The sequence below is a fragment of the Caballeronia arvi genome, assembly GCF_001544695.2.
Taxonomy (GTDB): Bacteria; Pseudomonadota; Gammaproteobacteria; order Burkholderiales; family Burkholderiaceae; genus Caballeronia; species Caballeronia arvi.
Map to the genome: position 1 here is coordinate 286250 of NZ_FCOM02000003.1, position 24232 is coordinate 310481.

The following is a 24232-nucleotide window of genomic DNA, read 5'->3' on the forward strand; positions in this document are numbered from 1 at the left end:
GGAGCGCAGCCACATGAGCGAACTCGTTCTCATCGAACACAATGCATACGGCATCGATGGCGCCGTCGTGCTGACGTTGAATCGTCCCGATGCGTTCAACGCCTTGTCGGAGGCGATGCTCGAAGCGCTCGAACAGGCACTGAAGAACATCGCCGCGTCGGATACGCGCGTGGTCGTGCTGGCGGGCGCGGGGCGCGCGTTTTGCGCGGGTCACGACCTGAAGGAAATGCGCGCCGACCCTGCGCTCGACTACTATCGCGAGCTCTTCGCACGCTGCTCGCGCCTGATGCTCACGATCCAGCGCATGCCGCAGCCCGTGATCGCGCGCGTGCACGGCATCGCGACGGCGGCGGGCTGTCAGCTCGTCGCGATGTGCGATCTCGCGGTGTCATCGAGCGATGCGCGCTTCGCCGTATCGGGCGTGAATCTCGGGCTCTTCTGCTCGACGCCGAGCGTGGCGCTTTCGCGCAATGTATCGCGCAAGGCGGCGTTTGAGATGCTCGTGACCGGCGAGTTCATCGATGCAGCGACGGCGCGCGAACGCGGCCTCGTGAACCGCGTCGCATCGCCGGGCGAACTCGACGATACCGTGCGCACACTGGCCGCGACCATCGCCGCCAAGCCGCGCGAAGCGGTCGCGGCGGGCAAGGGTTTGTTCTATCGTCAGCTCGAAACCGGCATCGAGGCCGCGTACGCGCTCGCATCGGAAACGATGGCCTGCAACATGATGGACGACGCCACGCTCGAAGGCACGCAGGCGTTCGTCGAAAAGCGCGCGCCGCGCTGGACGTAAGCGCTCAGCTTGCCGAAATGGCCTGGGCGATCGATTCGCGCAGCCATCGATGTGCCGGGTCGCGATGCACGCGCTCGTGCCAGTACATCGACATCTCGTAGCCGGGAATGTCGACAGGCGGCGCAACCGTGCGAAGCTCGGGCCAATGCTTCGCGAGACCCCACGGCTGGATCGAAACTAGATCGGTCGTCGCGAGCACGGAGCGCACGAATAGAAAGTGCGGCACCGAAAGGGCGACGCGCCGCTTCATGCCGAGCGCGGCAAGCCGTTCATCCGTCGGCCCGAAAAAGCCGCCGCCATCCGGCGACACGATCACATGCTCGAGCGCGCAAAACTGCGTGAGCGTGGGCCGCCGCTTCAGGCGCGGATGATCCTTGCGCCCGACGAGCACATAGCTTTCCGTGAAAAGCGGCTGCTGGTGAAAGTTGTCCGTGTCCGGCGACGTGATGTGAAACGCGAGATCGATCTCGCCCCTCTCCGCCTGTTTCGCAAGGCGCGGCGGGTTTATCTCCAGCACCGCGATACGCGTGTGCGGCGCGGCGGCGCGCATGCCGCAGAGCGCGGGCAATAGCACGGTGGATTCGCTGTAGTCGGTGGCGGCGATGCGCCAAGTGTTGTCGGCGGTAGCGGGATCGAACGCCGCTGCGGGCGATACCGCGCGTTCCAGCGAAGCAAGCGCTTCCCTTAAAGGCTCGCGCAGGCTGTCTGCACGCGCCGTCGTCCGCATGCCGCGCGGACCGGGCAATAGCAACGGATCGCCGAAGATGTCGCGTAGCTTCGCCAGGTGCACGCTCACGGAAGGCTGCGAAAAATGAAGCCGCTCGGCGGCGCGCGTGACGTTCTGTTCGGCGAGGAGAACATCGAGCGTGACGAGCAGATTGAGATCGACTCGTCTCAGGATATTATTCATCGTAATACCTGTGATTTCGAATATTCATTTCCACTATACCAGAGCCGTGTTTATGCTGGCCTCCATTCCTGAACCGCAGTGGAGAATCCTCATGAACGTACTGATCGTCTATGCCCATCCGGAGCGCCGCTCGCTCAATGGCGCGCTCAATGATTTCACCGTCGAACGCCTGCGCGCGAACGGCCATGACGTGCAGGTTTCCGACCTCTATGCGATGAACTGGAAAGCGCCGCTCGACGCGACCGATGTCCGCGAGCGCAGCACCGATGCGCCCTTTCACGCGGCGCTCGACTCGAAGCACGCATTCGAGAACGGCCTGCAAAGCCGTGACATCGAAATCGAGCAGGACAAGCTGCGCTGGGCCGACGCGCTGATCCTTCAATTCCCGATGTGGTGGTTCTCGATGCCCGCGATCATGAAGGGCTGGGTCGAGCGCGTGTATGCGTACGGCTTCGGCTACGGCGTGGGCGAGCACTCGGACAAACATTGGGGCGACCGCTATGGCGAAGGCGTCATGTCGGGCAAGCGCGCGATGATCGTCGTCACGACTGGCGGCTGGGAATCGCACTATGGTTCGCGCGGCATCAACGGCCCGATCGACGACGTGCTCTTCCCGATCCAGCATGGCGTGCTCTTTTATCCTGGCTTCGACGTACTGCCGCCTTTCGTCGTCTATCAGACGAGCCACATGGACGACGCGCGCATGCAGGCGACTCGCGATGCGCTCGGCACGCGGCTCGACCGCCTTTGGGACGATACGCCGATCGCGTTCCGTAAGCAGAATCACGGCGACTACGAGATTCCCCGACTCACGTTGCGCGATGAACTCGCGGCGGGCCGGACCGGTTTCGGCGCGCACATCGGGTAAAGCGCCGGCTAAGCGAAGCTCAACTCACGTGCTCGACCGGATGTCGTTCGAGCCATGCGTTCTCTTCGTCGCTATAAAGCCGCGAGCGGGTGAGAAAGCGCAGGCCCGTCGGGCGCTCCAGCGAGAACATGCCGCCGTTGCCCGGCACCGCATCGATGATGAGCTGCGTGTGCTGCCAGTACTCGTATTGCGATTCGGTCATGTAGAACGGCACGCCGCCGATCGCGCCGAGCTTCACGTCGGAACCGCCGACCATGAATTCCTTCGCCGGAAAGCACATCGGCGCGCTGCCGTCGCAGCATCCGCCCGATTGATGGAACAGCACGTCGCCATGCTCGGCCTTGATTTTGTCGATGAGATCGATCGCAGCGGGCGTCGCGGTCACGCGCAGCACTTCTTCCTGTTCGCTCATGATGTTCTCGTTGTTCTGAATGGCCGCCGCTGCATGGAACAGCGGCGGCCCACTACGCTTTAGAAGAAGCCGAGCGGCTTGTCGCTGTAGCTTACGAGCATGTTCTTCGTCTGCTGATAGTGATCGAGCATCATCTTGTGATTCTCGCGTCCGATGCCCGACTGCTTGTAGCCGCCGAACGCCGCGTGCGCCGGATACGCGTGATAGCAGTTGGTCCACACGCGGCCCGCCTGAATCGCACGTCCGAATCGATAGGCGCGCGTGCCGTCGCGCGTCCACACGCCCGCGCCGAGACCGTAGAGCGTATCGTTCGCGATTTCGAGCGCTTCTTCTTCGGTCTTGAAGGTCGTCACCGACAGCACGGGCCCGAAGATTTCCTCCTGGAAGATGCGCATCTTGTTGTGGCCTTTGAACACGGTCGGCTTGATGTAATAGCCGTTCGCCAGCTCGCCGTCGAACGCGGCACGCTCGCCGCCGCTCAAACATTCCGCGCCTTCCTGCTTGCCGAGATCGATATACGACAGGATCTTCTCCAGTTGCTCCCGCGAAGCCTGTGCGCCGATCATCGTCTTCGTATCGAGCGGATGGCCCTGCGCGATGGCCGCGACGCGCTTCAGCGCGCGTTCCATGAAGCGCTCATAGATCGATTCCTGCACCAGTGCGCGCGACGGGCAGGTGCACACTTCGCCCTGATTCAACGCGAACATCGTGAAGCCTTCGAGCGCTTTGTCGAAGAAACTGTCGTCGGCGTTCAGCACGTCCTCGAAGAAGATGTTCGGGCTCTTGCCGCCCAGCTCCAGCGTGACCGGAATCAGATTCTGGCTCGCGTACTGCATGATGAGACGGCCCGTCGTGGTCTCGCCTGTGAACGCGATCTTCGCGATGCGCTTGTTCGACGCGAGCGGCTTGCCCGCTTCCAGACCGAAGCCGTTCACGACATTGAGGACGCCCGGCGGCAGAATGCCGTCGATCACTTCAAGCAGTACGAGAATCGATGCGGGCGTCTGCTCCGCCGGCTTCAACACGACGCAGTTGCCCGCCGCGAGCGCGGGCGCGAGCTTCCATACGGCCATCAGAATCGGGAAATTCCACGGAATGATCTGCCCGACGACGCCGAGCGGCTCGTGGAAGTGATACGCGACCGTATCGTGATCGATCTCCGAGATGCCGCCTTCCTGCGAACGCGCCGCGCTTGCGAAATAACGGAAGTGGTCGATGGCGAGCGGAATATCCGCAGCCATCGTCTCGCGCAGCGGCTTGCCGTTGTCGATGGACTCGGCCACCGCGAGACGCTGCAGATTCGCTTCCATGCGATCGGCGAGCTTCAGCAGCAGGTTCGCGCGATCGGTGACGGACGTCCGGCCCCACGACGCCTTCGCTGCGTGCGCGGCGTCGAGCGCGGCTTCGATATCAGCTTCGCGCGAGCGCGGAATCGACGTGAAAGGCTCGCCGGTGATCGGCGAAATGTTGTCGAAATACTCACCGCCCGCGGGCGGCACCCACTTGCCGCCGATGAAGTTGCCGTACTGCTTTTTGTAGGGATATTCCGTGCTCAGGAACTGCATCTCTGCGTGATTCATTGTGTGTGCTCCTCGCATGTCGACGTGAACGGGCCGGCACTGCCGATGTCCGGCGCCGGTCGCTGTTGTTTGCGAGTTCCGTGCCATCGAGCGCGCGAGCATACGAGTCGGGCGAGAGCCGCATCGGCATGCGGTTGCGCGGGGCATCGTCAGGGTTTATACGGGCCGATGCGCCCTGTTCAGAATCAGGACACCTGCCCCGCCCTGTAGCGATGCGATACAGCCAGCGTCTGCGTCCGCGATGCATGCGGATTGCTGCGCGGATTACGGCAACGCTGCGGGCAAACGCTTATGGCACGACTGTTCATATTGCAAAGCCTTTCACACTTGTCTATGGTCATGCCAGCCGTGGCAAAGCGTCGCACTCATATGTCGTTCCATCGCATGTTTGAGCGGCGCGAAATGGCCTTGCGCACGCGACGCGGACATCGTCGCCGGGCGCATGAACCACGGCGGGCTGCTTTCCGGCGACCCCGGTCGGCACCTCAAGTAACGATGCGCGCGCACGTGAGAGACATGACGCGCCACGGAGACCACAATGAACAGCACACTCAATCAAGGGGCCGCGCACGGCCCGACAAGCTTTTTCTCCAAGGAAGCGACCATCGCCCGGCCCGGCTTCTCGCGCTGGATGGTGCCGCCTGCCGCGCTGGCTGTTCACCTGTGCATCGGGCAGGCGTATGCGTTCTCGGTGTTCAATGCGCCGCTGACGAAAGTCATCGGCATCACGAAGTCCGCGCCGGATGACTGGTCGCTGACCACGCTCGGCTGGATCTTCTCGCTCGCCATCGTGTTTCTCGGCCTCTCGGCGGCATTCGCCGGCAAATGGCTGGAGAAGGTCGGCCCGCGCCGCACGATGTTCACCGCGGCATGCTGCTTCGGCGGCGGCTTTCTCGTTTCCTCGCTCGGCGTCTATCTGCATCAGATCTGGCTGCTGTATCTCGGCTATGGCGTGATCGGCGGCATCGGCCTCGGGCTCGGCTATGTGTCGCCGGTATCGACGCTGATCCGCTGGTTCCCGGACCGCCGCGGCATGGCGACCGGCATGGCGATCATGGGCTTTGGCGGCGGCGCGATGATCGCGGCGCCCGGCTCCGTCGCGCTGATGAACCACTTCAAGAGCGCGACGAGCGCCGGCGTGGCCGAAACGTTCCTCGTGCTCGGCGTGCTCTACTTCATCTCGATGACGATCGGCGCGCTCGCGATCCGCATTCCCCCGGCGGAGTGGAAGCCGGCCGGCTGGACGCCGCCCGCGACGGCGAACAAGATGATCACGAAGAACCACGTGCATATCGATCAGGCGTTGAAGACGCCGCAGTTCTATCTGCTGTGGCTCGTGCTGTTCCTGAACGTGACGGCGGGCATCGGCGTGCTGGGCCAGGCATCGGTGATGATTCAGGAAAGCTTCAAGACGTCGATCACGGCGGGCGCGGCGGCGGGCTTCGTCGGGCTGCTGTCGCTTTTCAACATGGGCGGACGCTTCGTGTGGGCGTCGGCCTCGGACTGGATCGGCCGTAAAAACACCTACTTCGTGTTCTTCATGCTCGGCGCGGTGCTGTATTTCCTCGTGCCGCAATTCGCGAGCGCCGGCAACATCGCGCTCTTCGTGCTGGCGTACGGCGTGATTCTGTCGATGTACGGCGGCGGCTTCTCGACCGTCCCCGCGTATCTCGCGGACATGTTCGGCACGGCGTTCGTCGGCGGCATTCACGGACGGCTTTTGACCGCGTGGGCGGCTGCGGGCGTCGCGGGACCGGTGCTCGTCAACTACGTCCGCGCGTATCAGGTGGCACACGGCGTCGCGGGCGCGGATGCGTACACGATGACGCTGCACATCATGGCGGCGCTGCTCGTCGTCGGCTTCCTCTGCAATCTGCTCATCACGCGAGTGCATGAGAAGCATCACATGAACCTGTCGGCGCAGGCCGCGAGCTGAGAGAAAGGAGACCGCGATGAATACTCAGTACGAAGGCAAGTCGTCGAACAAGGGGTTGCTGCTGCTGTTCTGGGCGTATGTGCTGATTCCGCTCGCATGGGGCGTCACGAACACGCTCACGCAGGCGATCAAGCTGTTCCACTGATTCGTCAGGAAGTGCCACGCGCGCCGGAGGGCCGATTCGTCGATCGGTTCACGGCGCGCGTTTTGTTTGCGGCTTGTCGCGTGGCTCGCAAGCCGCGTGCAGGTTCAGTGGCCCCGATCCTCCACCCGGTTCAAGCTGCGGCGCGCGAGGGCGCTCATCAAAAGCGTGCCGCATACGGATGCTGCGAGATACACGCCAGCCATCATCCATTCCATTTCACTCACGGTGTTCTCCTTCGAATTGAGCCGCGACCGGGTGCCGCGGGGGTGGTTCACGCGATTGCAATTGCGTTCTGGCCTGATTTACGGCACGTTTGCGCAAAGGTTTAGCGGCGCGGAATGAACGACGTTGCCCGTACGTTGAAGGAGAAAGCTAAAGCGGCTGGTCAGCGAAAAAACGACCGCCCGTTCGATTCGCAAACGTAGGCGACGAGGCCGAATTTTGGGCATGGCGCGGCGCGTCGGCGTATCGTTCGACTAGCGCCCGAGAGCGCACGAAAACATTCCCCGCAGACGACAAAAACGGTCCATCACAATGAATCCGACCCGCCGCAGCTTCATGATTTTCAGTATCGGCATGGGCTCGGCGCTGTGGCTCACGCGAGCCCGCGCCGATGCGCCGCACCTGAGCGAATCCGATCCGGCGGCCGTCGCGGTCGGATACAAGGAAGACGCCGCGAAGGTGGACAAGGCGAAATACGCGAACTATGCCGCCGACCAGACGTGTGCGAACTGCTCGTTGTATCAGGGCAAATCGACGGATGCCTGGGGCGGCTGCACCCTCTTCAACGACAAGCTCGTCGCCGGCAAGGGATGGTGCGCGTCATACACGAACATGTGATGCCGGTTCGACGTCGACTCAACGCACCGTGTAGCCGACGAAACGCCAGATATTGTCCGAGTCGAGGATGAACGTCACCATCTCGCGCGATGACTGAGGGGCCTGGCTGAACTGGGTATCGAAGAGCACGTTGATATACGCGCCTGCGGGCATGTTGCCGGTGCCGTCATAGCGATAATGCTTGACGCCCATCGGCATGCGGATGCCCGGTGAGCCGAGCGGCGAACGGTCGCGCGTGACCTTCTTGACGAAGTCATCGCGTGAAATGATCTGTTTCGCGATGGGCGAGCCCTGATCCCACACTTCGGCCGACTTGTTCTGGTCGATCAGCCTGACGATGGCCGACGCGACCTGCGCGATGTCCTGGTCTTGCTTGTCGAGGGCGGCCTGCTGTTCCTTCGTGAGGGGGCGAGCCGCGGCGGCTTGAGGCGGCTGCGGGGCGGGCTGGGCTTGCTGCGCCTGGCACGCGATGCTGCTCCATAGCAGCAATAGTGCACCGAGCGAGAGAGTGATGCGAGCTTTCATGTGACGGACTGCGGTGGTTTATTAGGCCCAGATTGTAGCGCTGTCCGCGGGTGGGACTGTAAGAAATACTTAGTTTCGGAAAAGTGAATGGAGGGGGCGTAGTTCAGGCCTTCGTTTCAGCCTGCGGTCCGTGGACTCATTCAGCCTACCTCGGTCACGCGTGCCGCTTCGGCATCTGCATCTCAGGAAGACGCAATTCGCCGCGTTCGATCATCGATACGAGTTCTTCGACGGTTGCTTCTGCTTTCGCCATCTGTTCCTCGCACAGCCGGACATGGTTTGCACGCTTCTTTAATTCGCGGGATTCTAATGACCTGTGCTGCATACGCGGCCCTTTTATCTCTAAATTAAGGAGGTTGCGCCGACCGCGCACATTCCTTGCGGCCCTTGACGGAAGGTCAACCTTTAGCGCTATCGCCGAGGTGAAAATGAAACTCGTCGACTGGAACATCCAATGGGGACGCGGCGTAGACAACCGCGTCGATCTCGCGCGCATCGTCGCCGAAGCGAAAGCGCTGCACGACTTCGACATTCTCTGTCTCCAGGAAGTCACGCGCGGCTTCCACGAAAGCGAACACGCGGGCGGACTCGCGGGCCGTCCGGGCGCCGATCAGTTCGCCGAACTCGAAGCGCTGATACCGGGCGCAACTGTCATAGACGGAATCGGCTCCGATCTGCCGCCCGTGGGCGCAGGGCTTGCACGCCGTCAGTTCGGCAACGCGATCGTCAGCCTCCTGCCGGTGCGTCAGGTGTTGCGCCATTCGCTCCCGTGGCCCGCCGATCCCGCGAAGCCGTCGATGATGCGCGTCGCGCTCGAAGCCGTCATCGATACCGACGTCGGCCCGATGCGCGTCGTCAGCACGCATCTGGAGTTTTATTCAGAGAAGCAGCGTCTCGCGCAAGTCGCGCGGCTGCGCGAACTGCACGCCGAAGCCTGCGCGCATGAACGCCAGCCCGCGAAGGCCGAAAGTCAGGCGAGCCCGTTCGCCGACACCGCGCGTCCGCATTCCGCGATCGTCTGCGGTGACTTCAACAGCGCGTTCGAAGGATCGGCGTATCGCGCGATGCTCGACCCCATCGCCGATGCGCCCGCCTTCGTCGATGCATGGACCTGCGCGCATTCGAACGATCCGAGGGCGGCGACGGTCGGTCTCTACGATCACGATCAATGGCCCGATGGACCGTTCGCCTGCGACTTCATCTTCGTGACGGAAGATCTGCAGCCGCGCATTGTTGGGTGCGAAGCGGATCAGTCGAGCCAGTCATCGGATCATCAGCCGATGTGGCTCGAACTGCGCTAAACGTCCTCGCGCGACAGGCCGTATAACGCCTGCAACACGGCCGCTCGCGCCTGGCCTACGATCATGCCGCGCCAGATATCGTCGTCGATATAAAACGCCGCGCGAATCTGCCGCCGAATGTCGGCCTTCAACGCTTCGGGCGCGTCCGGATGATGGCGCACCCAGACATCCGCGCGCAGCATGTCGAGCATGTCGGTGAGCGGCACGGTGCCGTACTCGATCGCAATCGACGCGATCGACGCATGCGGACACGTCTGCCGCAAGGTATCGAGCAAGGGCCCGGCGACGTCCGCCGCGATCGACGTGCCATCCGCCGGGCTCGTCACGTCCGCGCCCCACCAGCGCCGCGCGCGCGTCACATCGCCGACGCAGATCTTCGCGCCGAAGCCGCTCGGCCCCAGGCCCGTATGAAAATCGATCCATGCGATTGCGCCGCACGTCTCGCCATATTCGGCGAGCAGTGCACGCATCGTGCGCGTGCTCCATGCAGGCGCTTCACCGCCATAGAACATCCCTTGCGGATGCGTGTACTGTCCCGTCGTCACCGCTTGCTGATACGCCCATTGGCCGCGTGTTTCGATATAACCGCGAATCGCCGCGACGTTCGCATCATCGGGCGGCCAGTGCGCGGGAATCAGCAAGTCGTGCAGCTCCGCATAGCCCGCGTTCTGCGGCAAAGGCTGGCTAAAGTCCACGCTGTTTCGATTCAGATCGACGTTACCTTCGGTCGTGCGGCTGAGATACGAAAAGCCATACGGATTGATCGCATGAACGAGCAGCATCGCGACGCCGAGCTTCTCGATCAATGCGGGCAATGCTTCATCACGCATCAACGCGATCTGCGCGCCCGAACCGCAAAAGCCTTCGACGCCATGCGTCGCGGACGTGAGCACGAGCAGGCGCTTCGCATCGGCGGGACCGATGCGCACGACATCCGTCGCGAGCGTCTCGCCTTGCAGACCGGCGACGCCTTCGAGCACGCGCGTATCGACGGCGAGCTTGTGCTGCGCGGCCGTATCGAGAAATCGCCGACGCGCTTCCTTATAGGTCGATGAAAACATGTCCCCTCCTCAGGCGCGCGCAAGAAACTTCTCGACGAGCCGCACCCAATACGTCGAGCCGAGCGTGAGCACGTCATCGTTGAAATCGTAGCTGCTGTTGTGCAGCATGCACGGCCCGATGCCGTGTCCGTGATCGCGATGTTCACCGCGTCCATTGCCGATGTACGCATAGCATCCTGGGCGCTCTAGCAGCATGAACGAGAAGTCCTCCGCGCCCATCGTCGGATCGACGTTCGTGTTCACACGCTGCGCGCCGACGATATCCTGCATCACGCCCAGCGTGAACTGCGTCTCTGCTTCGGTGTTCACGGTCGGCGGATAGTTGCGCACGAAACTGACTTCGGCCTTGCATCGATACGCCGCCGCCGTCGCCGCGACGATCTCCTTCATGCGCGTCTCGATCAGATCGAGCACATCGACGGAAAACGTGCGCACGGTGCCGGCAAGCGTCGCGGTCGTCGGAATGGCGTTGACCGCGTGGCCCGCCTGCATGCGCGTGATCGAAAGCACAGCGGCGTCGATGGGCCGCTTGTTGCGCGTCACGATGCTCTGCAGTCCCGTGCCGATCTGCAGCGCGGTGAACACGGGATCGACGCCATCGTGCGGAATCGCCGCATGCGCGCCCACGCCTTCGATGCGGATCTCGAACTCGTTGCTCGACGCCTGCGTCGAACCGACGCGCGCGCCGAACTCACCCGCCGCCATGCCCGGCCAGTTGTGCAGTGCGAACACGGCATCGACGGGAAAGCGCTGAAAAAGGCCATCGTCGATCATCGCCTTCGCGCCGCCGCCGCCTTCTTCGGCGGGCTGGAAGATGAAGACGACAGTGCCATCGAAATTGCGATGCTTCGCGAGATATTGCGCGGCGCCCAGCAGCATCGCGGTGTGACCGTCGTGGCCGCACGCATGCATCTTGTTCTCATGACGCGACGCATGCGCGAAGGCGTTCAGCTCGGGAATCGGCAGCGCATCCATGTCGGCGCGCAGGCCGATCGCGCGCGTGCCCGCGCCTTTCCTCAACACGCCGACGACGCCCGTCTTGCCGAGCCCGCGCGTCACTTCGATGTCCCAGCTCTCCAGCTTTTGCGCGACCAGCTCGGCGGTGCGCGCTTCTTCATAGCAGAGCTCGGGATGCGCGTGGATATCGCGGCGAATGGCCTGAATCTCGTCGCGCGATTCGGCGATCTCGGGAATGATCGACATGCTGTCCTCTTCGATGAACGTTTGAACGAAGCATTGTCGGTGGCCGCAAATAACAGCGAAAGCGAATATTTCTTGTCTGTGACTTAAGCAAAGCTTTAGCGCGTGTCTTGATTCTCCGGGGGCTGGCGCTCAACCGTCGCGCAGGCGCGGTAATCGACCCCGCGCGTGAAATGCTGATCGACGGGCTTGAGCGGACTCTGGCACGATAGAATTTCACACTTCACGATTGTCCGCACGGTATGTTGCATGCTTATCCATCAGGATAACAAATCAATAACAACCGTAATTGAGTGATTGATCGTGTCGAGTGTGTATCCCAAGTGCGACAACAAGCGCTGCCCCGTATGCTATCCCACCTGGAAAGAATACGAAGAAGCCGCGAGGCGCAAGGCTGAAGAGGACAAGGAGGACTGCATTCGATGCTGGCGCAACTTGCAGAAGCAGGCCGAAAAGATCGCGTCTGCCAGTGACCCGGTCGCACGCAACAGGGCCATCAATGCTGCCTATGCGCAACTATGGTGGGATGACCGGCGCTTCCAGTGGGCGGGCCTTGCGGCCTTTGCGCCGAAACAGGTCGGTTGTGGACTGTTGAACTCTGCCGAACTGATTCAGAAATCGAACCGTCAGCGTGACGCGTACCAGCGCTGGGACCGGAGCGCTTCGGCGCTGGAGCACATGTCACCCTATGGCAGCCCTCGTATGCCGATGCAGGATCAGGGCATGGGCGAAGGCGCCACCAAGGTGTATCAGATGCTGGCGACGGGCAACACGGCGCTGTTTCTCGAAATCTGGTCGCTGCATAAGTTCTATGAGGCATTCGGGCTGGAACGGTTCAAGAAGTGCTATCCGCTTCGCAAGACAATCGCGGGCGAGGTGAACTGGCCGCTCAGAGGCAAGATAGAGTTCGGGCGCGAGTGGCCCGAAGTGAAGGCTGCGTTCTCCGCCATCGATAGCGGCAATATCAGCGAAGGTGTCCGGTTGATGGCGTATCACGAGCAGATCAATATTTTGCAGACAGCCATTTATGGCGATCCGATGTTCGTCACGCTGATGCGGGCGAATCATTTCGCCTGGGCGCTGAACATTCCGACGGGCGCGGCTCGTGAGGTTCAGCTCACGCTGTCTAACGAATGCACGGTGACGGGAAAGAGCGTGTCTTTTAGTAAAGACCCGCGTGCGAATCTCGCTGATCCGGGACAGCGCATGGATTTCGTGAGACGCGCCGCTGATCGGTTCGACGAGTTGCTTCGTCACCCATTGCAGAAGTATGACGTGGAGAACTCTCTCTATCTGCTCGCTCATCCGAGGTAATCATGCGACCACCAACCATCAGGATTTTGGCGGGTGCTGTGCTACTGGCTGCTGTGATCTGGGCTGTCTGGACATCGCTTGACCGGCCCGATGAAATAGCGGTGAAGTGGGGTGAACCTTATGAGCAAATACGTAAGCGTTATGACTCGATTCTGCCTTCGCTAGAACCGAGTCTGCTCCCCTCTCCAACGGTGATTGCGAGATTTCGCTTTGACGATCCTGTGTATGGCTTCACAACGCCTCGGGCCGTGTTTCTTCAGATGGGCACTAATGAGACAGGTGGATTTGATTCTGTGCAGCTTTCGCTACTAGTGAACCCACTGCCAATAGATGACGCGATAGCGGTTGTGACGCGGATGCAGGATCAGTTGCGACATCAAGGCTGGAGACCGTTTAAATATAAAGATTGGCGTCCTATTGAAGATACGTCCGAGCTTCGGCGGTTGTTGCACGAATGCCACTATCCGATGTCTGTCTGGAATGCAGCAAACGAGTTTCAGGTAACGATTGACGTTGGCTGTCGTTCGATTCCTCAACAATCGGGTGAGCAGCGTTATGCCGTGACACTCGAACTCGGACGACCATTCTGGAAGGACGTCGATTGAAATAAACCTCTGGTTCAGCGAGTGCGCGACCGCGCAGTAGACGATGCCGGGTGCTGTCAGCCTTCACTCGCCGATGCAACGCCACCCGAGCGCATGCGTATGCGCTCCTGCACGACGCTCATCACCGCATGCCGATCGTGGATCTTGCGCTCCAGCATCCCGACAACTCGACGCGGCGTGTTCTTCGCAAGCGGTATCACGCGCAATGCAGGATCGCTCGCCCACGAGCCGTATTCGAGCAGCGGCACGACGGACACGCCCGCATCCTGCCGCACGAGTTCGACGATCACTTCGAGCGAGTTCAGTTCGAGAAACTCGTTCACGGCAAGCCGGTTATGTTTCAACGCGCGCTCGATCAATGCGCCGGTTCTCTGCGCCCGATCGAAGCGCAGAAACGGGCGGCTCGCGAGCATCTCGGCAGCGCTCGACGATCCGCTTCGCGGCGAGCCGATCACGACGAGCGGCTCCGAATACAGCGGCGTCCAGTTGAGGCTCGCCGGCGTCTTGCCCGCCATTTCGACGATCACCGCCGCATCGATTTCTCGCGCTTCCACTTGCGGCGCGAGCGCGAGCGCCTTACCCGTGAAGAGCCGCACATCGAGTCGCGGATACTGGCCTTTCAATTCAGTGACCACGGACGCGAGCGCGCCCATCGCCGAATCCACGGCGCCGATGGAGACTGAACCGGCGATCTCGTCATCGAGACCGGTGAGACGCATGCTGTCGTACAGCGCGACGATGCGCTCCGCCTGCGGCAACACCTGTTTGCCGATGCTCGTCAAGCGGTTGGTGCGGCCAACGCGATCGAAGAGCGGGCGCTTCAGATCGTCTTCGAGCGATTGCATCTGCATGCTCACGGCGGCTTGCGTGAGCGCGACTTTCTCGGCGGCGGCGGCAAAGGAACCGTAGCGCGCAACCGCGATAAAGGTGCGCAAAAAGCGAATGTTGCTCATGGGGCTTAGGGTCAACCCGAATCGTTCGATCAGGTTTCCTTGAGTGTCAGTTCAGAAATTCTATATTTTCTTATTTCACTTCGGCGTAGTGTTTGTGTGTTGCAGCGGCTTCGCGCCTACCCCGCACGAGCCTTGAAAAAAGCGGATGTCGTCAACGAGAAAACCTCACGGAGTGCATTCGATGAGCACCGTACTACCTGCAGCCCACGCGGCCGAAGAAACCGCCGCATCGAACCTGTCCGGCCGACGAGCCATCGTGGTATCGACCATCGGCAACGCGCTCGAATGGTTCGACTTCATGGTCTATGGCTTCTTCGCCGTCATCATCTCGAAGCTCTACTTTCCCGCCACCAGCCCCACGATTTCATTGCTCGCGACCTGGGCGACGTTCGGCGTCGGCTTTCTCACGCGGCCGCTCGGCGGCATCGTGCTGGGTGCGGTCGCGGATCGCGTCGGACGCAAATCGGCGCTCACGCTCACGATTTCGCTGATGGCCGTGGGCATCGCGATCATCGCGTTCGCGCCGACGTACGCCGCAATCGGCATCGCCGCGCCCTTGCTGATGCTGCTCGGCCGGCTGATCCAGGGCTTCTCCGCGGGCGGTGAAGTCGGCTGCGCGACGGCGTTTCTCGTCGAATACGCGCCTGCCGACAAGCGCGGCTATTTCGGCAGCTTCCAGATGGTCGCGCAGGCCGCCGCGAGCCTCGCGGGCTCGTTCTTCGGCGCGGTGCTCACGCGCACGCTCAGCCCCGAGCATCTCAATAGCTGGGGCTGGCGCATTCCGTTCGTGGTCGGTTTGCTGATCGTGCCGGTGGGTTTGTATCTGCGCTCGAAGCTCGATGAATCGCCCGTGTTCGTCGAGAAGGCCCAGAAAAACGAACTGAGCGCGCGCCCGATCCGCGATACCGCCACGAAGCACTGGACGTCCGTTCTCGCGGGCTTCGGCCTCACGGTGTTCGGCACCATCGGCACGTACATCTTCCTGCTGTATCTGCCGACGCACGCGACGCGCGTGCTGCACATGGCGCTCACCGACGGTCTCATCAGCTCGACGATCGGCGCGCTCATCTATCTCGTCTGCTGCCCGTTCTTCGGCCGCCTGTCCGATCGCATCGGCCGCAAAAAGCTGATGGCCACCGCGCTCGCACTTTCGCTCGTCACCGCATATCCGATCTTCGCGGTGCTCACGGCGCATCCCAGTCTGCCGATGCTGATCGTCTGCCAGGCGCTACTGATGACCTACCTCGGCATCTTTCAGGGCTGCTATCCCGCGTTCATCTCGGAGCTGCTGCCTTCGAGCGTGCGCTCGACGGGCATTTCCGTGAGCTACAACGTCGCGGTGATGATCTTCGGCGGCTTCGCGCCCGCCATCGTGTCATGGCTCACGATGACCACCGGCGATCCGCTTTCGATCTGCTACTACGTGATCTTCGGCAGCGCGGTCGCGCTCCTGACGATCTTCCCGCTGCGCGACCGTTACAGCGAAGCTTTGCGCTGATGCTGCATGGTGTCCGCAAAGGAAGGACAATGAGCCGGCCCGCACGGAAGAACGGCGCGCTTAAGTCTGATTTAAGAAAGCGCGCTTAACCTGAAGTCTGACCGACCCACCCTCCTTCCGGCCGCGCAAGCGGCCATTTTTTTTGGACCGACGCGATGCAACTGAGCCTTCGTCTGATCCTGATCCTCGTGGTGCTCGTCCTGTTCACGACAGTCGGTGTGTTTCTCCTGTCGCTGCTCGCGCGCGCCGTGCTCACGCACTGACGCTTCTCGCCCGGCGCGGGCATGCTTCATGCGAACGCGGTGCCTCATGGCCCGCGTGAGCTTTCCTGCCTATACTGGCTGAGTGTCGTCTTTTGCCGCGTCGTCGGCTCGTGAAGGTCCTGCGCCTGCACGCAGACTCTTTTTCGCCGCTCTTCCCCCGCGCTTTTCGGCGCCGACACGCCACCGCATCTTCGCCTCTCTCACGTCCTGCCGCCTTTGCCGCACCTGTGCAGCAGATTGCTGCGCAATTCCAGGAGATTGCTCGATGCCACAACGTCCCGTCCCCCAAGCCAAAACAACGCACACCGATACACCGAACAAGCTCGCGCCCCCGCCGGCCAAGATCGACGGCGCGAATATCGCCTTCACGATGACCGTCAACGGCGAGAGCCATAAGCTCTCGCTCGATCCGCGCACGACGCTTTTAGATGCATTGCGCGAGCATCTTCATCTGACCGGCACGAAAAAAGGCTGCGATCATGGCCAATGCGGCGCATGCACCGTTCATGTGAACGGCCGCCGCGTGAACTCGTGCCTGTGCTTCGCCGCCGCATGCGATGGCGACACCATCACAACGATCGAAGGCATCGGCGAAGTCGAAGCGCTGCATCCGCTGCAGGCCGCGTTCGTCGAATGCGACGGCTATCAGTGCGGCTACTGCACGGCCGGCCAGTTGATGTCGGCGGTGGCGCTGCTCGACGAGCCCATCGGCCCGAGCGATGAAGACGTGCGCGAAGCGATGAGCGGCAACCTGTGCCGCTGCGGCGCGTATCAGAACATCGTCGAAGCGATTCAGTCGGTGCGCGGCAGCAAGCCGTCGGCCAAATAAAGGAGAGCGACATGGACATGTTTCAGCTCTCCCGCGCGCGCGACATGCGCGACGCGATCAACGCCGGCGCGCTCGCGCATACCGCGCAGCAAGGCGCGGAAGTGCGCTTTCTCGCGGGCGGCACGACGCTGCTCGACCTGATGAAGCTCAACGTCGAACGGCCGATGCGCGTAGTAGATATCAGCCGTCTGCCGCTCGACAAGATCGAGGCGACGCCGGACGGCGGGTTGCGCATCGGCGCGACCTCGCGCAACTCGGACGTCGCGCATCATCCGCTGATCCGCGAGCGGTATGCGGTGCTGTCGCAAGCGGTGCTCGCCGGCGCGTCCGTGCAGTTGCGCAATATGGCGACGACCGGCGGCAATATCCTGCAGCGCACGCGATGCGTGTATTTCCGTGATACGACCTCGCCGTGCAACAAGCGCGAGCCAGGCAGCGGCTGCTCGGCGATTCAGGGCGTCAATCGCATGATGGCGATTCTCGGCACGAGCGAATCGTGCATCGCGAGCAATCCGTCGGATATGTGCGTCGCGTTACAGGCGCTCGAAGCGACGGTTCATGTCGAAGGCACGGGCGGCAAGCGCGCGATTCCGATCGACGAATTCTTCCTGCTGCCAGGCACGACGCCCGATCGCGAAAACGTGCTCGATGCCGGCGATCTCGTCACGCACGTCACGTTGCCGCCTCCGGTCGAAGGCGCGCGCTCGTTCTATCTGAAGCTGCGCGATCGCGCGTCGTATGAGTTCGCGCTGGCGTCGGCGGGCGTGGTGATCGGCGTGAAGGATGGACGCATCGCACATGCGCGCGTGGCGCTCGGCGGCGTCGGCACGAAGCCGTGGCGATCGCGCGAAGCGGAAAAGGAGCTACAGGACGCGGCGCCCGACGAGGCCACGTTCAGACGCGCCGCCGATGCCGCCCTCGCCGATGCGAAGCCGCAAAGCGAGAACGGCTTCAAGGTCGAGCTATCGACGCGCTGCATCGTGCATGCGCTGAAGATGGCCACGCAAACGTCCTGACTTTCGACCGAGGAACCCGACATGTCCACCGCGCCTGACATCACGCAGTCCTTCATCGGACGGCCCCAGTCGCGCATCGACGGACCGCTGAAGGTCTGCGGCCGCGCGACTTACACATCTGACGTCGACTTGCCCGGCATGCTGGTTGCCGTGCCGGTCGGCAGCACCATCGCGAGCGGCAAGATCACGTCGCTCGAATTCGCCGCCGCGCAAGCCATGCCCGGCGTGAAGCTGATTCTGCATCGCGGCAATATCGGCCGCTTCTATCGCATCTCGGGCAATTCCATCGACACCGGTTTCGTCGATGAAAACCGCCCGCCCTTCGAAGACGACATCATTCGCTATTACGGGCAATACGTCGCGCTCGTCGTCGCGGATACGTTCGAGCAGGCGAGCGCCGCGGCCGCCGCGATCAAGGTCGGTTACGACAAGACGCCGCATGACGTGAGTGCGACGTTCGATATCGACAAAAAGCTCGATACGCACAGCGAACGCGGCGATCCCGACAAGGCCTTCGACGATGCACCTGTGAAGATCGACGAGAGGTATGTGACGCCCGTCGAGACGCATAACCCGATCGAATTGCACGCGACCATCGCGCACTGGAACGGCGAGAGCTACACGTTCTATGAAACCAGTCAGGCCGTCGCGAATCATCAGGGCACGCTGATGCAGATGATGGGCCTGCCGAAAGAGAAAGTGCGCGTGATCTCGCGTTATCTCGGCTCGGGCTTCGGCGGCAAGCTATGGATGTGGCCGCATTCGCTGCTCGCCGCCGCCGCGACGCGGCAGCTCGAACGGCCCGTCAAGCTCGTGCTGTCGCGCAAGATGATGTTCCAGAACGTCGGGCATCGTCCGACGACGCAGCAGCGCGTGCGGCTCGCGGCGACGCAGGACGGCAAGCTCGTGTCGCTGCGGCATGACTTCGTGAATCACGAGGCCATCGCCGACGACTACGCGGAAGATTGCGGCGAAGCGACGCCTTCGATGTACAGCACGCCCAATCTTCGCGTGACGGGCGGCACGGTCAAGCGCAATGTCGGCTCGCCCACGTCGATGCGCGGACCCGGCGCCGTGCCCGGTTTGTACGCGCTGGAATCGGCGATGGATGAGCTGGCTATCGCGCTGAAGATCGATCCTGTCGAGCTGCGTTTGCGCAATGAGCCGAAAGTCGATGAAAGCAGCGGCCTGCCGTTTTCGTCGCGGCATTTCGTCGAATGCCTGAAGACCGGCGCGGAGAAATTCGGCTGGAGCAGGCGCACGCCGGAAGTCGGCTCGATGAAGCGCGATGGCCTGACGCTCGGCTGGGGCGTCGGCGCATGCAGTTGGCCGGGCCTGCGCTTCTCGGCGGACGCGACCGTCGATCTGCGCGCGGACGGCACGGCGCGCGTCGCGTGCGGCACGCAGGATATCGGCACGGGCACGTACACGATCCTCGCGCAGATCGTCGCGGAGCATACGGGCATTCCGCTCGACAGGATCGAAGTCGGCCTCGGCGATACCGCGTTGCCGCTCGGTCCGGTATCGGGCGGATCGGCGGCGACGGCATCGGTGATTCCGGCGGTATCGGATGCGGTGCGCGGGGCCATCAAGACGCTGCTCGCGCGTGCATCGAAGATCGAAGAACTGCCTTTCGCCGGCGTCAAAGCCGAAGAGCTCGCGATGAGCGGCGGGCATGTGCATCGCAAGAACGAGCGGCCGGAGAGCGGCGTGCCGTTTGCGCGCATTCTCGAAGCGGCGAAGCTGCATGCGGCGTCGGGCAGCGGCAGCGCGAAAGGCGGCTTCGACGATCCGCTGAAGAAGAAGTGGTCGATCCACTCGTACGGCGCGCATTTCGCCGAAGTGACGTGGGAACCCGCGACGGCGCGTCTGCGCGTGAGCCGCGTCGTGACCGTGATCGATGCGGGCAAGATCCTGAATCCGCGTGCGGGCCGCAATCAGATAGAAGGCGCGGTCGTGATGGGCGTCGGCATGGCGCTCTTCGAGCACACTGTCTACGACGAACGAAGCGGCGCGCCGGTCAACAGCAGTCTCGCCGATTACGTCGTCGCGACGAATGCGGATACGCCGAAGATGGACGTCACGTTCCTCGATTACCCCGATACGGTCTTCAACGAGCTCGGCGCGCGCGGGATCGCGGAGATCGGGCTGGCGGGGATCGCGGCGGCGATCACGGGCGCGGTGTATCACGCGACGGGCGTGCGCGTGAGGAAGCTGCCGGTGATGATCGAGGATTTGCTGAAGACGTAGGTGTGTGCGATACGAAGCCCGGTCTTTCGTGTCGAACGTCGGCGCGAAAGCCGGGCTTGTTCGCATTCGTATAATGGAGACATGCGGCGAATCGTCGAGCCGCTCATTCATCGGAAAACGAATTGAAAGACTCCAATGCGAAACCGCTGACCGAACGCGAACTCGACCGCCTGGAAGAGTTGCTCGATTCCTTCGGCGAAGGCGCGATGACCGTCGAAATGGTCGATGGTTTTTTCGCGGCGTTGATATGCGGCCCTGAACTGGTCCAGCCGGAGGAATGGCTGCTCGCGGTGCTGGGCAAAGACTATGCGCGCGCGAATGACGACGACGCCCGGCATACGCTGTTCCTGCTGATTCGTCACTGGAACACCATCGCGGACACGCTCGAACTCACACTGACCGAAGAGACTGTTTATCTGCCGGTGCTCGCGCTGGACGATGAAGATGGCATCGCTCATGCCAACGAATGGGCAAAGGGCTTCATGGCCGGCGTAGACATGCGCCGTGACAGCTGGCTGGGCTTGTTCAACGACGAGAATCACGCGGGATCGCTGGCTCCGATTCTGATGCTCTATCACGAGAACGATCCGGATCCGGAACTGCGCATCGATTCCAGTGCGCTGAAAAACCGCGACGACGTGATAAAGGTGATGATCGCGGGCCTGAACCATATCTATCGCTATTTCGACGAGCGGCGCCAGGAGAATGCGCGGCGCGATGCGCAAGCAGCGATGCCGTTGACGAGCAATAAGGTCGGCAGAAACGAACCGTGTCCGTGCGGCAGCGGGCGCAAGTACAAGCATTGCTGCGGGGCGGGTACTTCTACGGTGCATTGAGCGGCGGGGGCGGGCGGATGAGGGCGAAATCGCTATGCTAGACTGCGCTCACACCCCTGCGCTCGGTCGTGCGTTACCGTAACGCCCATATACGTAAAAGCCATGAAGCCTTCCATCGCACTAGAAGCTCATCGTGAGGAAATTCGTCTCATCATCGAAGCGCATCACGCGTCGAATGCGCGTGTCTTCGGTTCCGTGGCACGCGGAGAGGATACTGACGAAAGCGATCTCGACCTGCTCATCGACCCAACGCCAGATACAACGCTCTTTGATCTCGGCGCCATCCGAAGGAAACTGCGAGCCTTGCTCGGTGTTCCGGTGGACGTGCTGACTTCGGGTGCGATTCCTGATCGCAAGCGCGATGCCATTCTTGGAAGTGCGCTACCTGTATGAGTCGCGACGCGTTGCTTCTGGTTGAATACCTGGGTCACATCTGTACAGCGATCGAACGAATAGAGCGTTATACCGCCGAGATGGATCAGACGGCCTTTCTGGCTAATGAACTCGTGCAGGACGCAGTGATCCGCAACTTCGAAATTGTCGGAGAAGCAAGCCGGAACATCGGCAAATACTATCCTGCGTTTGCAGCAGCGCATCCGGACGTCGATTTCTCTTCCGCGTACGAAATGCGGAACGTACTTGCTCACGGATATCACCAGGTAGAGCCGGAAATCGTCTGGAAAACCATCATCAAGAGCTTGCCAGCGTTCAAAAGACAGATTCAAGCGTTGATAGCATCGCTAGCGAACGCTTGACCACGCGTAACCCGCCGCCACGCCCGATCGCGCACGTCTCGCACATCCCTGCTCAGGCACACCGCTTGCAGCTCCCCCGCGCTTCGATCCTCCCCCAAGACGCGCTAACATAGGGACCAGCCCATCCCAAAACCCCTGTGTAGCAGCAATCAGCCGGAGTGCCCATGAACGACATGATCAAACAACACGGCCTGCAGGTCGACGCCAGCCTCGCAAGGTTCGTCGATGAAGAAGCCATCCCCGGCACGGGCGTCGACAGCGCATCGTTCTGGAAAGGTTTCGATGCCATCGTGCACGATCTCGCCCCGAAGAACCGCGCGCTGCTCGCCGAGCGCGACCGCCTCCAGACCGAGCTCGACAACTGGCATCGCAGCAATCCCGGCCCCGTGCGCGATCTGCGCGCCTATCGCAAGTTTCTCGAAGACATCGGCTATATCGTGTCCGCGCCCGCGCATGTGCAGGCGAGCACCGCCAATGTCGATCGCGAAATCGCCGAGCAGGCCGGCCCGCAACTCGTCGTGCCGCTCTCGAATCTCCGCTATGCGCTCAACGCCGCCAACGCGCGCTGGGGCAGCCTCTACGACGCGCTGTACGGCACCGACGCCATCGACGAATCCGACGGCGCCGAGCGCACCGCGCAATTCAATCCGAAGCGCGGCGCGAAAGTAATCGCCTACGCGCGCGCCTTCCTCGACGACCACGCGCCCCTCGCCCACGGCTCGCACGCCGATGCGACGAAGTACGGCGTCGAGCAAGGCAAGCTCGTCGTCACGCTGAAGGATGGCGCCAGGGGCGGCCTCGCGAACGGCGAACAGTTCGCGGGCTTTCAGGGCGATGCAAAAGAGCCGTCCGCGATTCTGCTCAAGCACAACGACCTGCACTTCGAGATTCAGATCGACGCGAATCACTCCATCGGCAAAACGGATGCCGCGCACGTCAAGGACGTGCTGATGGAAGCGGCGGTGAGCACGATCATCGACTGTGAAGACTCGGTCGCGGCCGTCGATGCCGCCGACAAGACGCAGCTCTATCGCAACTGGCTCGGCCTCATGCAAGGCCATCTCGCCGAGCAGGTGACGAAGAACGGCAAGAGCTTCACGCGCAGCATGAACCCGGACCGCGAATACACCGCGCCCAACGGCGGCACGATCAAGCTGCACGGACGTTCGCTCTTGTTCGTTCGCAACGTCGGCCATCTGATGACGAATCCCGCCGTGCTCGACCGCGACGGCAACGAGATTCCGGAAGGCATCCTCGACGGCGTGATGACCACGCTCGGCGCGATGCACGATCTCAAGAACAAGATGAACTCGCGCACGGGTTCCATCTATATCGTGAAGCCGAAGATGCACGGCCCCGCCGAAGTCGCGTTCGCGGACGAGCTGTTCTCGCGCGTCGAAGATCTGCTCGGCCTGCCGCGTCACACGATCAAGATGGGCATCATGGACGAGGAGCGCCGCACCAGCGTGAACCTGAAGGCGTGCATCGCGGCGGCGGGCGCGCGCGTCGCGTTCATCAACACGGGCTTTCTGGATCGCACCGGCGACGAGATGCATTCGTCGATGGAAGCCGGCCCGATGATGCGCAAGGGTGACATGAAGTCATCGAAGTGGATCAGCGCGTACGAGCGCAGCAACGTGCTCGTCGGCCTGAACACGGGCCTGCGCGGGCGCGCGCAGATCGGCAAGGGCATGTGGGCGATGCCCGATCTCATGCACGCAATGCTCGAACAGAAGATCGGGCATCCGCGGGCGGGCGCGAACACTGCATGGGTGCCCTCGCCCACGGCGGCTACGCTGCACGCGCTGCACTATCACATGGTCGATGTGCAACAGGTTCAGCAGGAACTCGAAAGCATCGACTACGACGGCCAGAGAAACGAGCTGCTCGATGGCTTGCTGACGATTCCCGTCGTCGATAAGCCGTCGTGGTCGGAAGAGGACATCAAGAATGAAATCGAGAACAACGCGCAGGGCATTCTCGGTTATGTCGTGCGCTGGGTCGATCAGGGCGTCGGCTGCTCAAAGGTGCCGGACATACACGATGTCGGCCTGATGGAAGACCGCGCGACGCTGCGCATTTCGAGCCAGCACATCGCGAACTGGCTGCGGCATGGCATCGTCACGGAAGAACAGGTTCGCGCGACGCTCGAACGCATGGCCGCCGTGGTCGACAAGCAGAACGAAGCCGATCCGACCTATTGCCCGATGGCGCCTTCATTCGACAGCTCGTTCGCGTTCAAGGCCGCGTGCGCGCTCGTGTTCGAAGGCCGCACGCAGCCGAGCGGCTATACGGAACCGCTGCTGCACAAGTTCCGTTTGGCGGTCAAGCAATCGATGTAA

At 62.2% G+C, this 24232-nt stretch carries 23 protein-coding genes; 16 read left to right on the plus strand and 7 right to left on the minus strand.

The window, feature by feature from the left end; genetic code table 11:
• The first annotated feature begins 13 nt into the window (after positions 1 to 13).
• A complete protein-coding gene (locus AWB74_RS06020; RefSeq protein WP_061145844.1) occupies positions 14 to 793 on the plus strand; it encodes an enoyl-CoA hydratase in 780 nt (259 codons plus the stop codon).
• 4 nt (positions 794 to 797) lie between these two features.
• Here AWB74_RS06020 and AWB74_RS06025 read toward each other — a convergent pair whose 3' ends face one another.
• The gene (locus AWB74_RS06025; RefSeq protein WP_061145845.1) at positions 798 to 1703 is read right to left on the minus strand and encodes a LysR family transcriptional regulator; all 906 of its coding nucleotides are present in this window, start codon (positions 1701 to 1703) and stop codon (positions 798 to 800) included.
• Between the two features lie 91 nt (positions 1704 to 1794).
• On the opposite strand from AWB74_RS06025, the gene AWB74_RS06030 reads away from it, so the two are divergent.
• Complete coding sequence (locus tag AWB74_RS06030; protein ID WP_061145846.1) at positions 1795 to 2571, plus strand: NAD(P)H-dependent oxidoreductase; 777 nt, start codon at positions 1795 to 1797, stop codon at positions 2569 to 2571.
• A 19-nt stretch (positions 2572 to 2590) separates the two neighbouring features.
• Here the strand turns inward: AWB74_RS06030 and AWB74_RS06035 are convergent, their stop codons facing one another.
• Entirely contained in the window at positions 2591 to 2983 is a 393-nt protein-coding gene (locus AWB74_RS06035) for a DUF779 domain-containing protein (RefSeq protein ID WP_061145847.1), read from the minus strand.
• Positions 2984 to 3042: 59 nt separating this feature from the next.
• Positions 3043 to 4563 (minus strand): aldehyde dehydrogenase, encoded by a 1521-nt coding sequence (gene adh, locus AWB74_RS06040; RefSeq protein WP_061145848.1) that lies wholly within the window; start codon positions 4561 to 4563, stop codon positions 3043 to 3045.
• Between the two features lie 538 nt (positions 4564 to 5101).
• On the opposite strand from adh, the gene AWB74_RS06045 reads away from it, so the two are divergent.
• From AWB74_RS06045 to AWB74_RS06055, 3 genes are all read left to right on the plus strand, one after another.
• Positions 5102 to 6499, plus strand: coding sequence for an L-lactate MFS transporter (locus AWB74_RS06045; RefSeq protein ID WP_061145849.1), 1398 nt, complete (start codon positions 5102 to 5104; stop codon positions 6497 to 6499).
• Between the two features lie 16 nt (positions 6500 to 6515).
• On the plus strand, positions 6516 to 6644 hold the full coding sequence (locus AWB74_RS06050; protein ID WP_061145850.1) for an MFS transporter small subunit: 129 nt from the start codon (positions 6516 to 6518) through the stop codon (positions 6642 to 6644).
• Positions 6645 to 7178: 534 nt separating this feature from the next.
• Positions 7179 to 7484, plus strand: coding sequence for a high-potential iron-sulfur protein (locus tag AWB74_RS06055; protein ID WP_061145851.1), 306 nt, complete (start codon positions 7179 to 7181; stop codon positions 7482 to 7484).
• A gap of 18 nt (positions 7485 to 7502) precedes the next feature.
• Here the strand turns inward: AWB74_RS06055 and AWB74_RS06060 are convergent, their stop codons facing one another.
• Positions 7503 to 8009, minus strand: coding sequence for a DUF4019 domain-containing protein (locus AWB74_RS06060; RefSeq protein ID WP_061145852.1), 507 nt, complete (start codon positions 8007 to 8009; stop codon positions 7503 to 7505).
• Between the two features lie 428 nt (positions 8010 to 8437).
• On the opposite strand from AWB74_RS06060, the gene AWB74_RS06065 reads away from it, so the two are divergent.
• A complete protein-coding gene (locus tag AWB74_RS06065) occupies positions 8438 to 9310 on the plus strand; it encodes an endonuclease/exonuclease/phosphatase family protein (RefSeq protein WP_061145853.1) in 873 nt (290 codons plus the stop codon).
• Here the strand turns inward: AWB74_RS06065 and AWB74_RS06070 are convergent.
• Positions 9307 to 10371, minus strand: coding sequence for a M14 family metallopeptidase (locus tag AWB74_RS06070; RefSeq protein WP_061145854.1), 1065 nt, complete (start codon positions 10369 to 10371; stop codon positions 9307 to 9309). The two genes, AWB74_RS06065 and AWB74_RS06070, sit on opposite strands and share 4 nt — an antisense overlap.
• 9 nt (positions 10372 to 10380) lie before the next feature.
• Complete coding sequence (locus AWB74_RS06075) at positions 10381 to 11574, minus strand: M20 aminoacylase family protein (protein WP_061145855.1); 1194 nt, start codon at positions 11572 to 11574, stop codon at positions 10381 to 10383.
• 300 nt (positions 11575 to 11874) lie between these two features.
• Between AWB74_RS06075 and AWB74_RS06080 the strand changes: the two genes are divergently transcribed.
• Both AWB74_RS06080 and AWB74_RS45535 read left to right on the plus strand, forming a co-directional pair.
• Positions 11875 to 12885 (plus strand): DUF2515 family protein, encoded by a 1011-nt coding sequence (locus AWB74_RS06080; protein ID WP_235024494.1) that lies wholly within the window; start codon positions 11875 to 11877, stop codon positions 12883 to 12885.
• A gap of 2 nt (positions 12886 to 12887) precedes the next feature.
• On the plus strand, positions 12888 to 13490 hold the full coding sequence (locus AWB74_RS45535) for a hypothetical protein (protein ID WP_143749147.1): 603 nt from the start codon (positions 12888 to 12890) through the stop codon (positions 13488 to 13490).
• A gap of 56 nt (positions 13491 to 13546) precedes the next feature.
• On the opposite strand, the gene AWB74_RS06085 is transcribed toward AWB74_RS45535, so the two are convergent.
• On the minus strand, positions 13547 to 14443 hold the full coding sequence (locus tag AWB74_RS06085; protein ID WP_061145856.1) for a LysR substrate-binding domain-containing protein: 897 nt from the start codon (positions 14441 to 14443) through the stop codon (positions 13547 to 13549).
• 181 nt (positions 14444 to 14624) lie between these two features.
• Here AWB74_RS06085 and AWB74_RS06090 point away from each other — a divergent pair, with 181 nt between their 5' ends.
• From AWB74_RS06090 to AWB74_RS06125, 8 genes are all read left to right on the plus strand, one after another.
• On the plus strand, positions 14625 to 15941 hold the full coding sequence (locus tag AWB74_RS06090) for an MFS transporter (protein WP_061145857.1): 1317 nt from the start codon (positions 14625 to 14627) through the stop codon (positions 15939 to 15941).
• A 528-nt stretch (positions 15942 to 16469) separates the two neighbouring features.
• On the plus strand, positions 16470 to 17033 hold the full coding sequence (locus tag AWB74_RS06095) for a (2Fe-2S)-binding protein (RefSeq protein ID WP_061145858.1): 564 nt from the start codon (positions 16470 to 16472) through the stop codon (positions 17031 to 17033).
• Between the two features lie 11 nt (positions 17034 to 17044).
• Positions 17045 to 18049: an FAD binding domain-containing protein gene (locus tag AWB74_RS06100; RefSeq protein WP_061145859.1), complete on the plus strand. Its 1005-nt coding sequence runs from the start codon at positions 17045 to 17047 to the stop codon at positions 18047 to 18049.
• Between the two features lie 21 nt (positions 18050 to 18070).
• A complete protein-coding gene (locus AWB74_RS06105; RefSeq protein WP_061145860.1) occupies positions 18071 to 20299 on the plus strand; it encodes a xanthine dehydrogenase family protein molybdopterin-binding subunit in 2229 nt (742 codons plus the stop codon).
• 122 nt (positions 20300 to 20421) lie between these two features.
• A complete protein-coding gene (locus AWB74_RS06110; RefSeq protein ID WP_061145861.1) occupies positions 20422 to 21135 on the plus strand; it encodes a UPF0149 family protein in 714 nt (237 codons plus the stop codon).
• Positions 21136 to 21237: 102 nt separating this feature from the next.
• Positions 21238 to 21528: a nucleotidyltransferase family protein gene (locus tag AWB74_RS06115; protein ID WP_061145862.1), complete on the plus strand. Its 291-nt coding sequence runs from the start codon at positions 21238 to 21240 to the stop codon at positions 21526 to 21528.
• Positions 21525 to 21890, plus strand: a complete 366-nt coding sequence (locus AWB74_RS06120) for a HepT-like ribonuclease domain-containing protein (RefSeq protein WP_061145863.1) — start codon at positions 21525 to 21527, stop codon at positions 21888 to 21890. Before AWB74_RS06115 ends, AWB74_RS06120 begins: the two co-directional genes overlap by 4 nt.
• A 164-nt stretch (positions 21891 to 22054) precedes the next feature.
• Positions 22055 to 24232, plus strand: a complete 2178-nt coding sequence (locus tag AWB74_RS06125) for a malate synthase G (protein ID WP_061145864.1) — start codon at positions 22055 to 22057, stop codon at positions 24230 to 24232.

Coding starts and splice junctions, on each gene's coding strand:
- AWB74_RS06085 (WP_061145856.1), bottom strand. CDS start 14,443: ATGAGCAACATTCGCTTTTTGCGCACCTTTATCGCGGTTGCGCGCTAC.
- AWB74_RS06075 (WP_061145855.1), bottom strand. CDS start 11,574: ATGTCGATCATTCCCGAGATCGCCGAATCGCGCGACGAGATTCAGGCC.
- AWB74_RS06065 (WP_061145853.1), top strand. CDS start 8,438: ATGAAACTCGTCGACTGGAACATCCAATGGGGACGCGGCGTAGACAAC.
- AWB74_RS06105 (WP_061145860.1), top strand. CDS start 18,071: ATGTCCACCGCGCCTGACATCACGCAGTCCTTCATCGGACGGCCCCAG.
- AWB74_RS06100 (WP_061145859.1), top strand. CDS start 17,045: ATGGACATGTTTCAGCTCTCCCGCGCGCGCGACATGCGCGACGCGATC.
- AWB74_RS06120 (WP_061145863.1), top strand. CDS start 21,525: ATGAGTCGCGACGCGTTGCTTCTGGTTGAATACCTGGGTCACATCTGT.
- adh (WP_061145848.1), bottom strand. CDS start 4,563: ATGAATCACGCAGAGATGCAGTTCCTGAGCACGGAATATCCCTACAAA.
- AWB74_RS06095 (WP_061145858.1), top strand. CDS start 16,470: ATGCCACAACGTCCCGTCCCCCAAGCCAAAACAACGCACACCGATACA.
- AWB74_RS06060 (WP_061145852.1), bottom strand. CDS start 8,009: ATGAAAGCTCGCATCACTCTCTCGCTCGGTGCACTATTGCTGCTATGG.
- AWB74_RS06050 (WP_061145850.1), top strand. CDS start 6,516: ATGAATACTCAGTACGAAGGCAAGTCGTCGAACAAGGGGTTGCTGCTG.
- AWB74_RS06070 (WP_061145854.1), bottom strand. CDS start 10,371: ATGTTTTCATCGACCTATAAGGAAGCGCGTCGGCGATTTCTCGATACG.
- AWB74_RS06125 (WP_061145864.1), top strand. CDS start 22,055: ATGAACGACATGATCAAACAACACGGCCTGCAGGTCGACGCCAGCCTC.
- AWB74_RS06035 (WP_061145847.1), bottom strand. CDS start 2,983: ATGAGCGAACAGGAAGAAGTGCTGCGCGTGACCGCGACGCCCGCTGCG.
- AWB74_RS45535 (WP_143749147.1), top strand. CDS start 12,888: ATGCGACCACCAACCATCAGGATTTTGGCGGGTGCTGTGCTACTGGCT.
- AWB74_RS06030 (WP_061145846.1), top strand. CDS start 1,795: ATGAACGTACTGATCGTCTATGCCCATCCGGAGCGCCGCTCGCTCAAT.
- AWB74_RS06115 (WP_061145862.1), top strand. CDS start 21,238: ATGAAGCCTTCCATCGCACTAGAAGCTCATCGTGAGGAAATTCGTCTC.
- AWB74_RS06045 (WP_061145849.1), top strand. CDS start 5,102: ATGAACAGCACACTCAATCAAGGGGCCGCGCACGGCCCGACAAGCTTT.
- AWB74_RS06025 (WP_061145845.1), bottom strand. CDS start 1,703: ATGAATAATATCCTGAGACGAGTCGATCTCAATCTGCTCGTCACGCTC.
- AWB74_RS06090 (WP_061145857.1), top strand. CDS start 14,625: ATGAGCACCGTACTACCTGCAGCCCACGCGGCCGAAGAAACCGCCGCA.
- AWB74_RS06020 (WP_061145844.1), top strand. CDS start 14: ATGAGCGAACTCGTTCTCATCGAACACAATGCATACGGCATCGATGGC.
- AWB74_RS06055 (WP_061145851.1), top strand. CDS start 7,179: ATGAATCCGACCCGCCGCAGCTTCATGATTTTCAGTATCGGCATGGGC.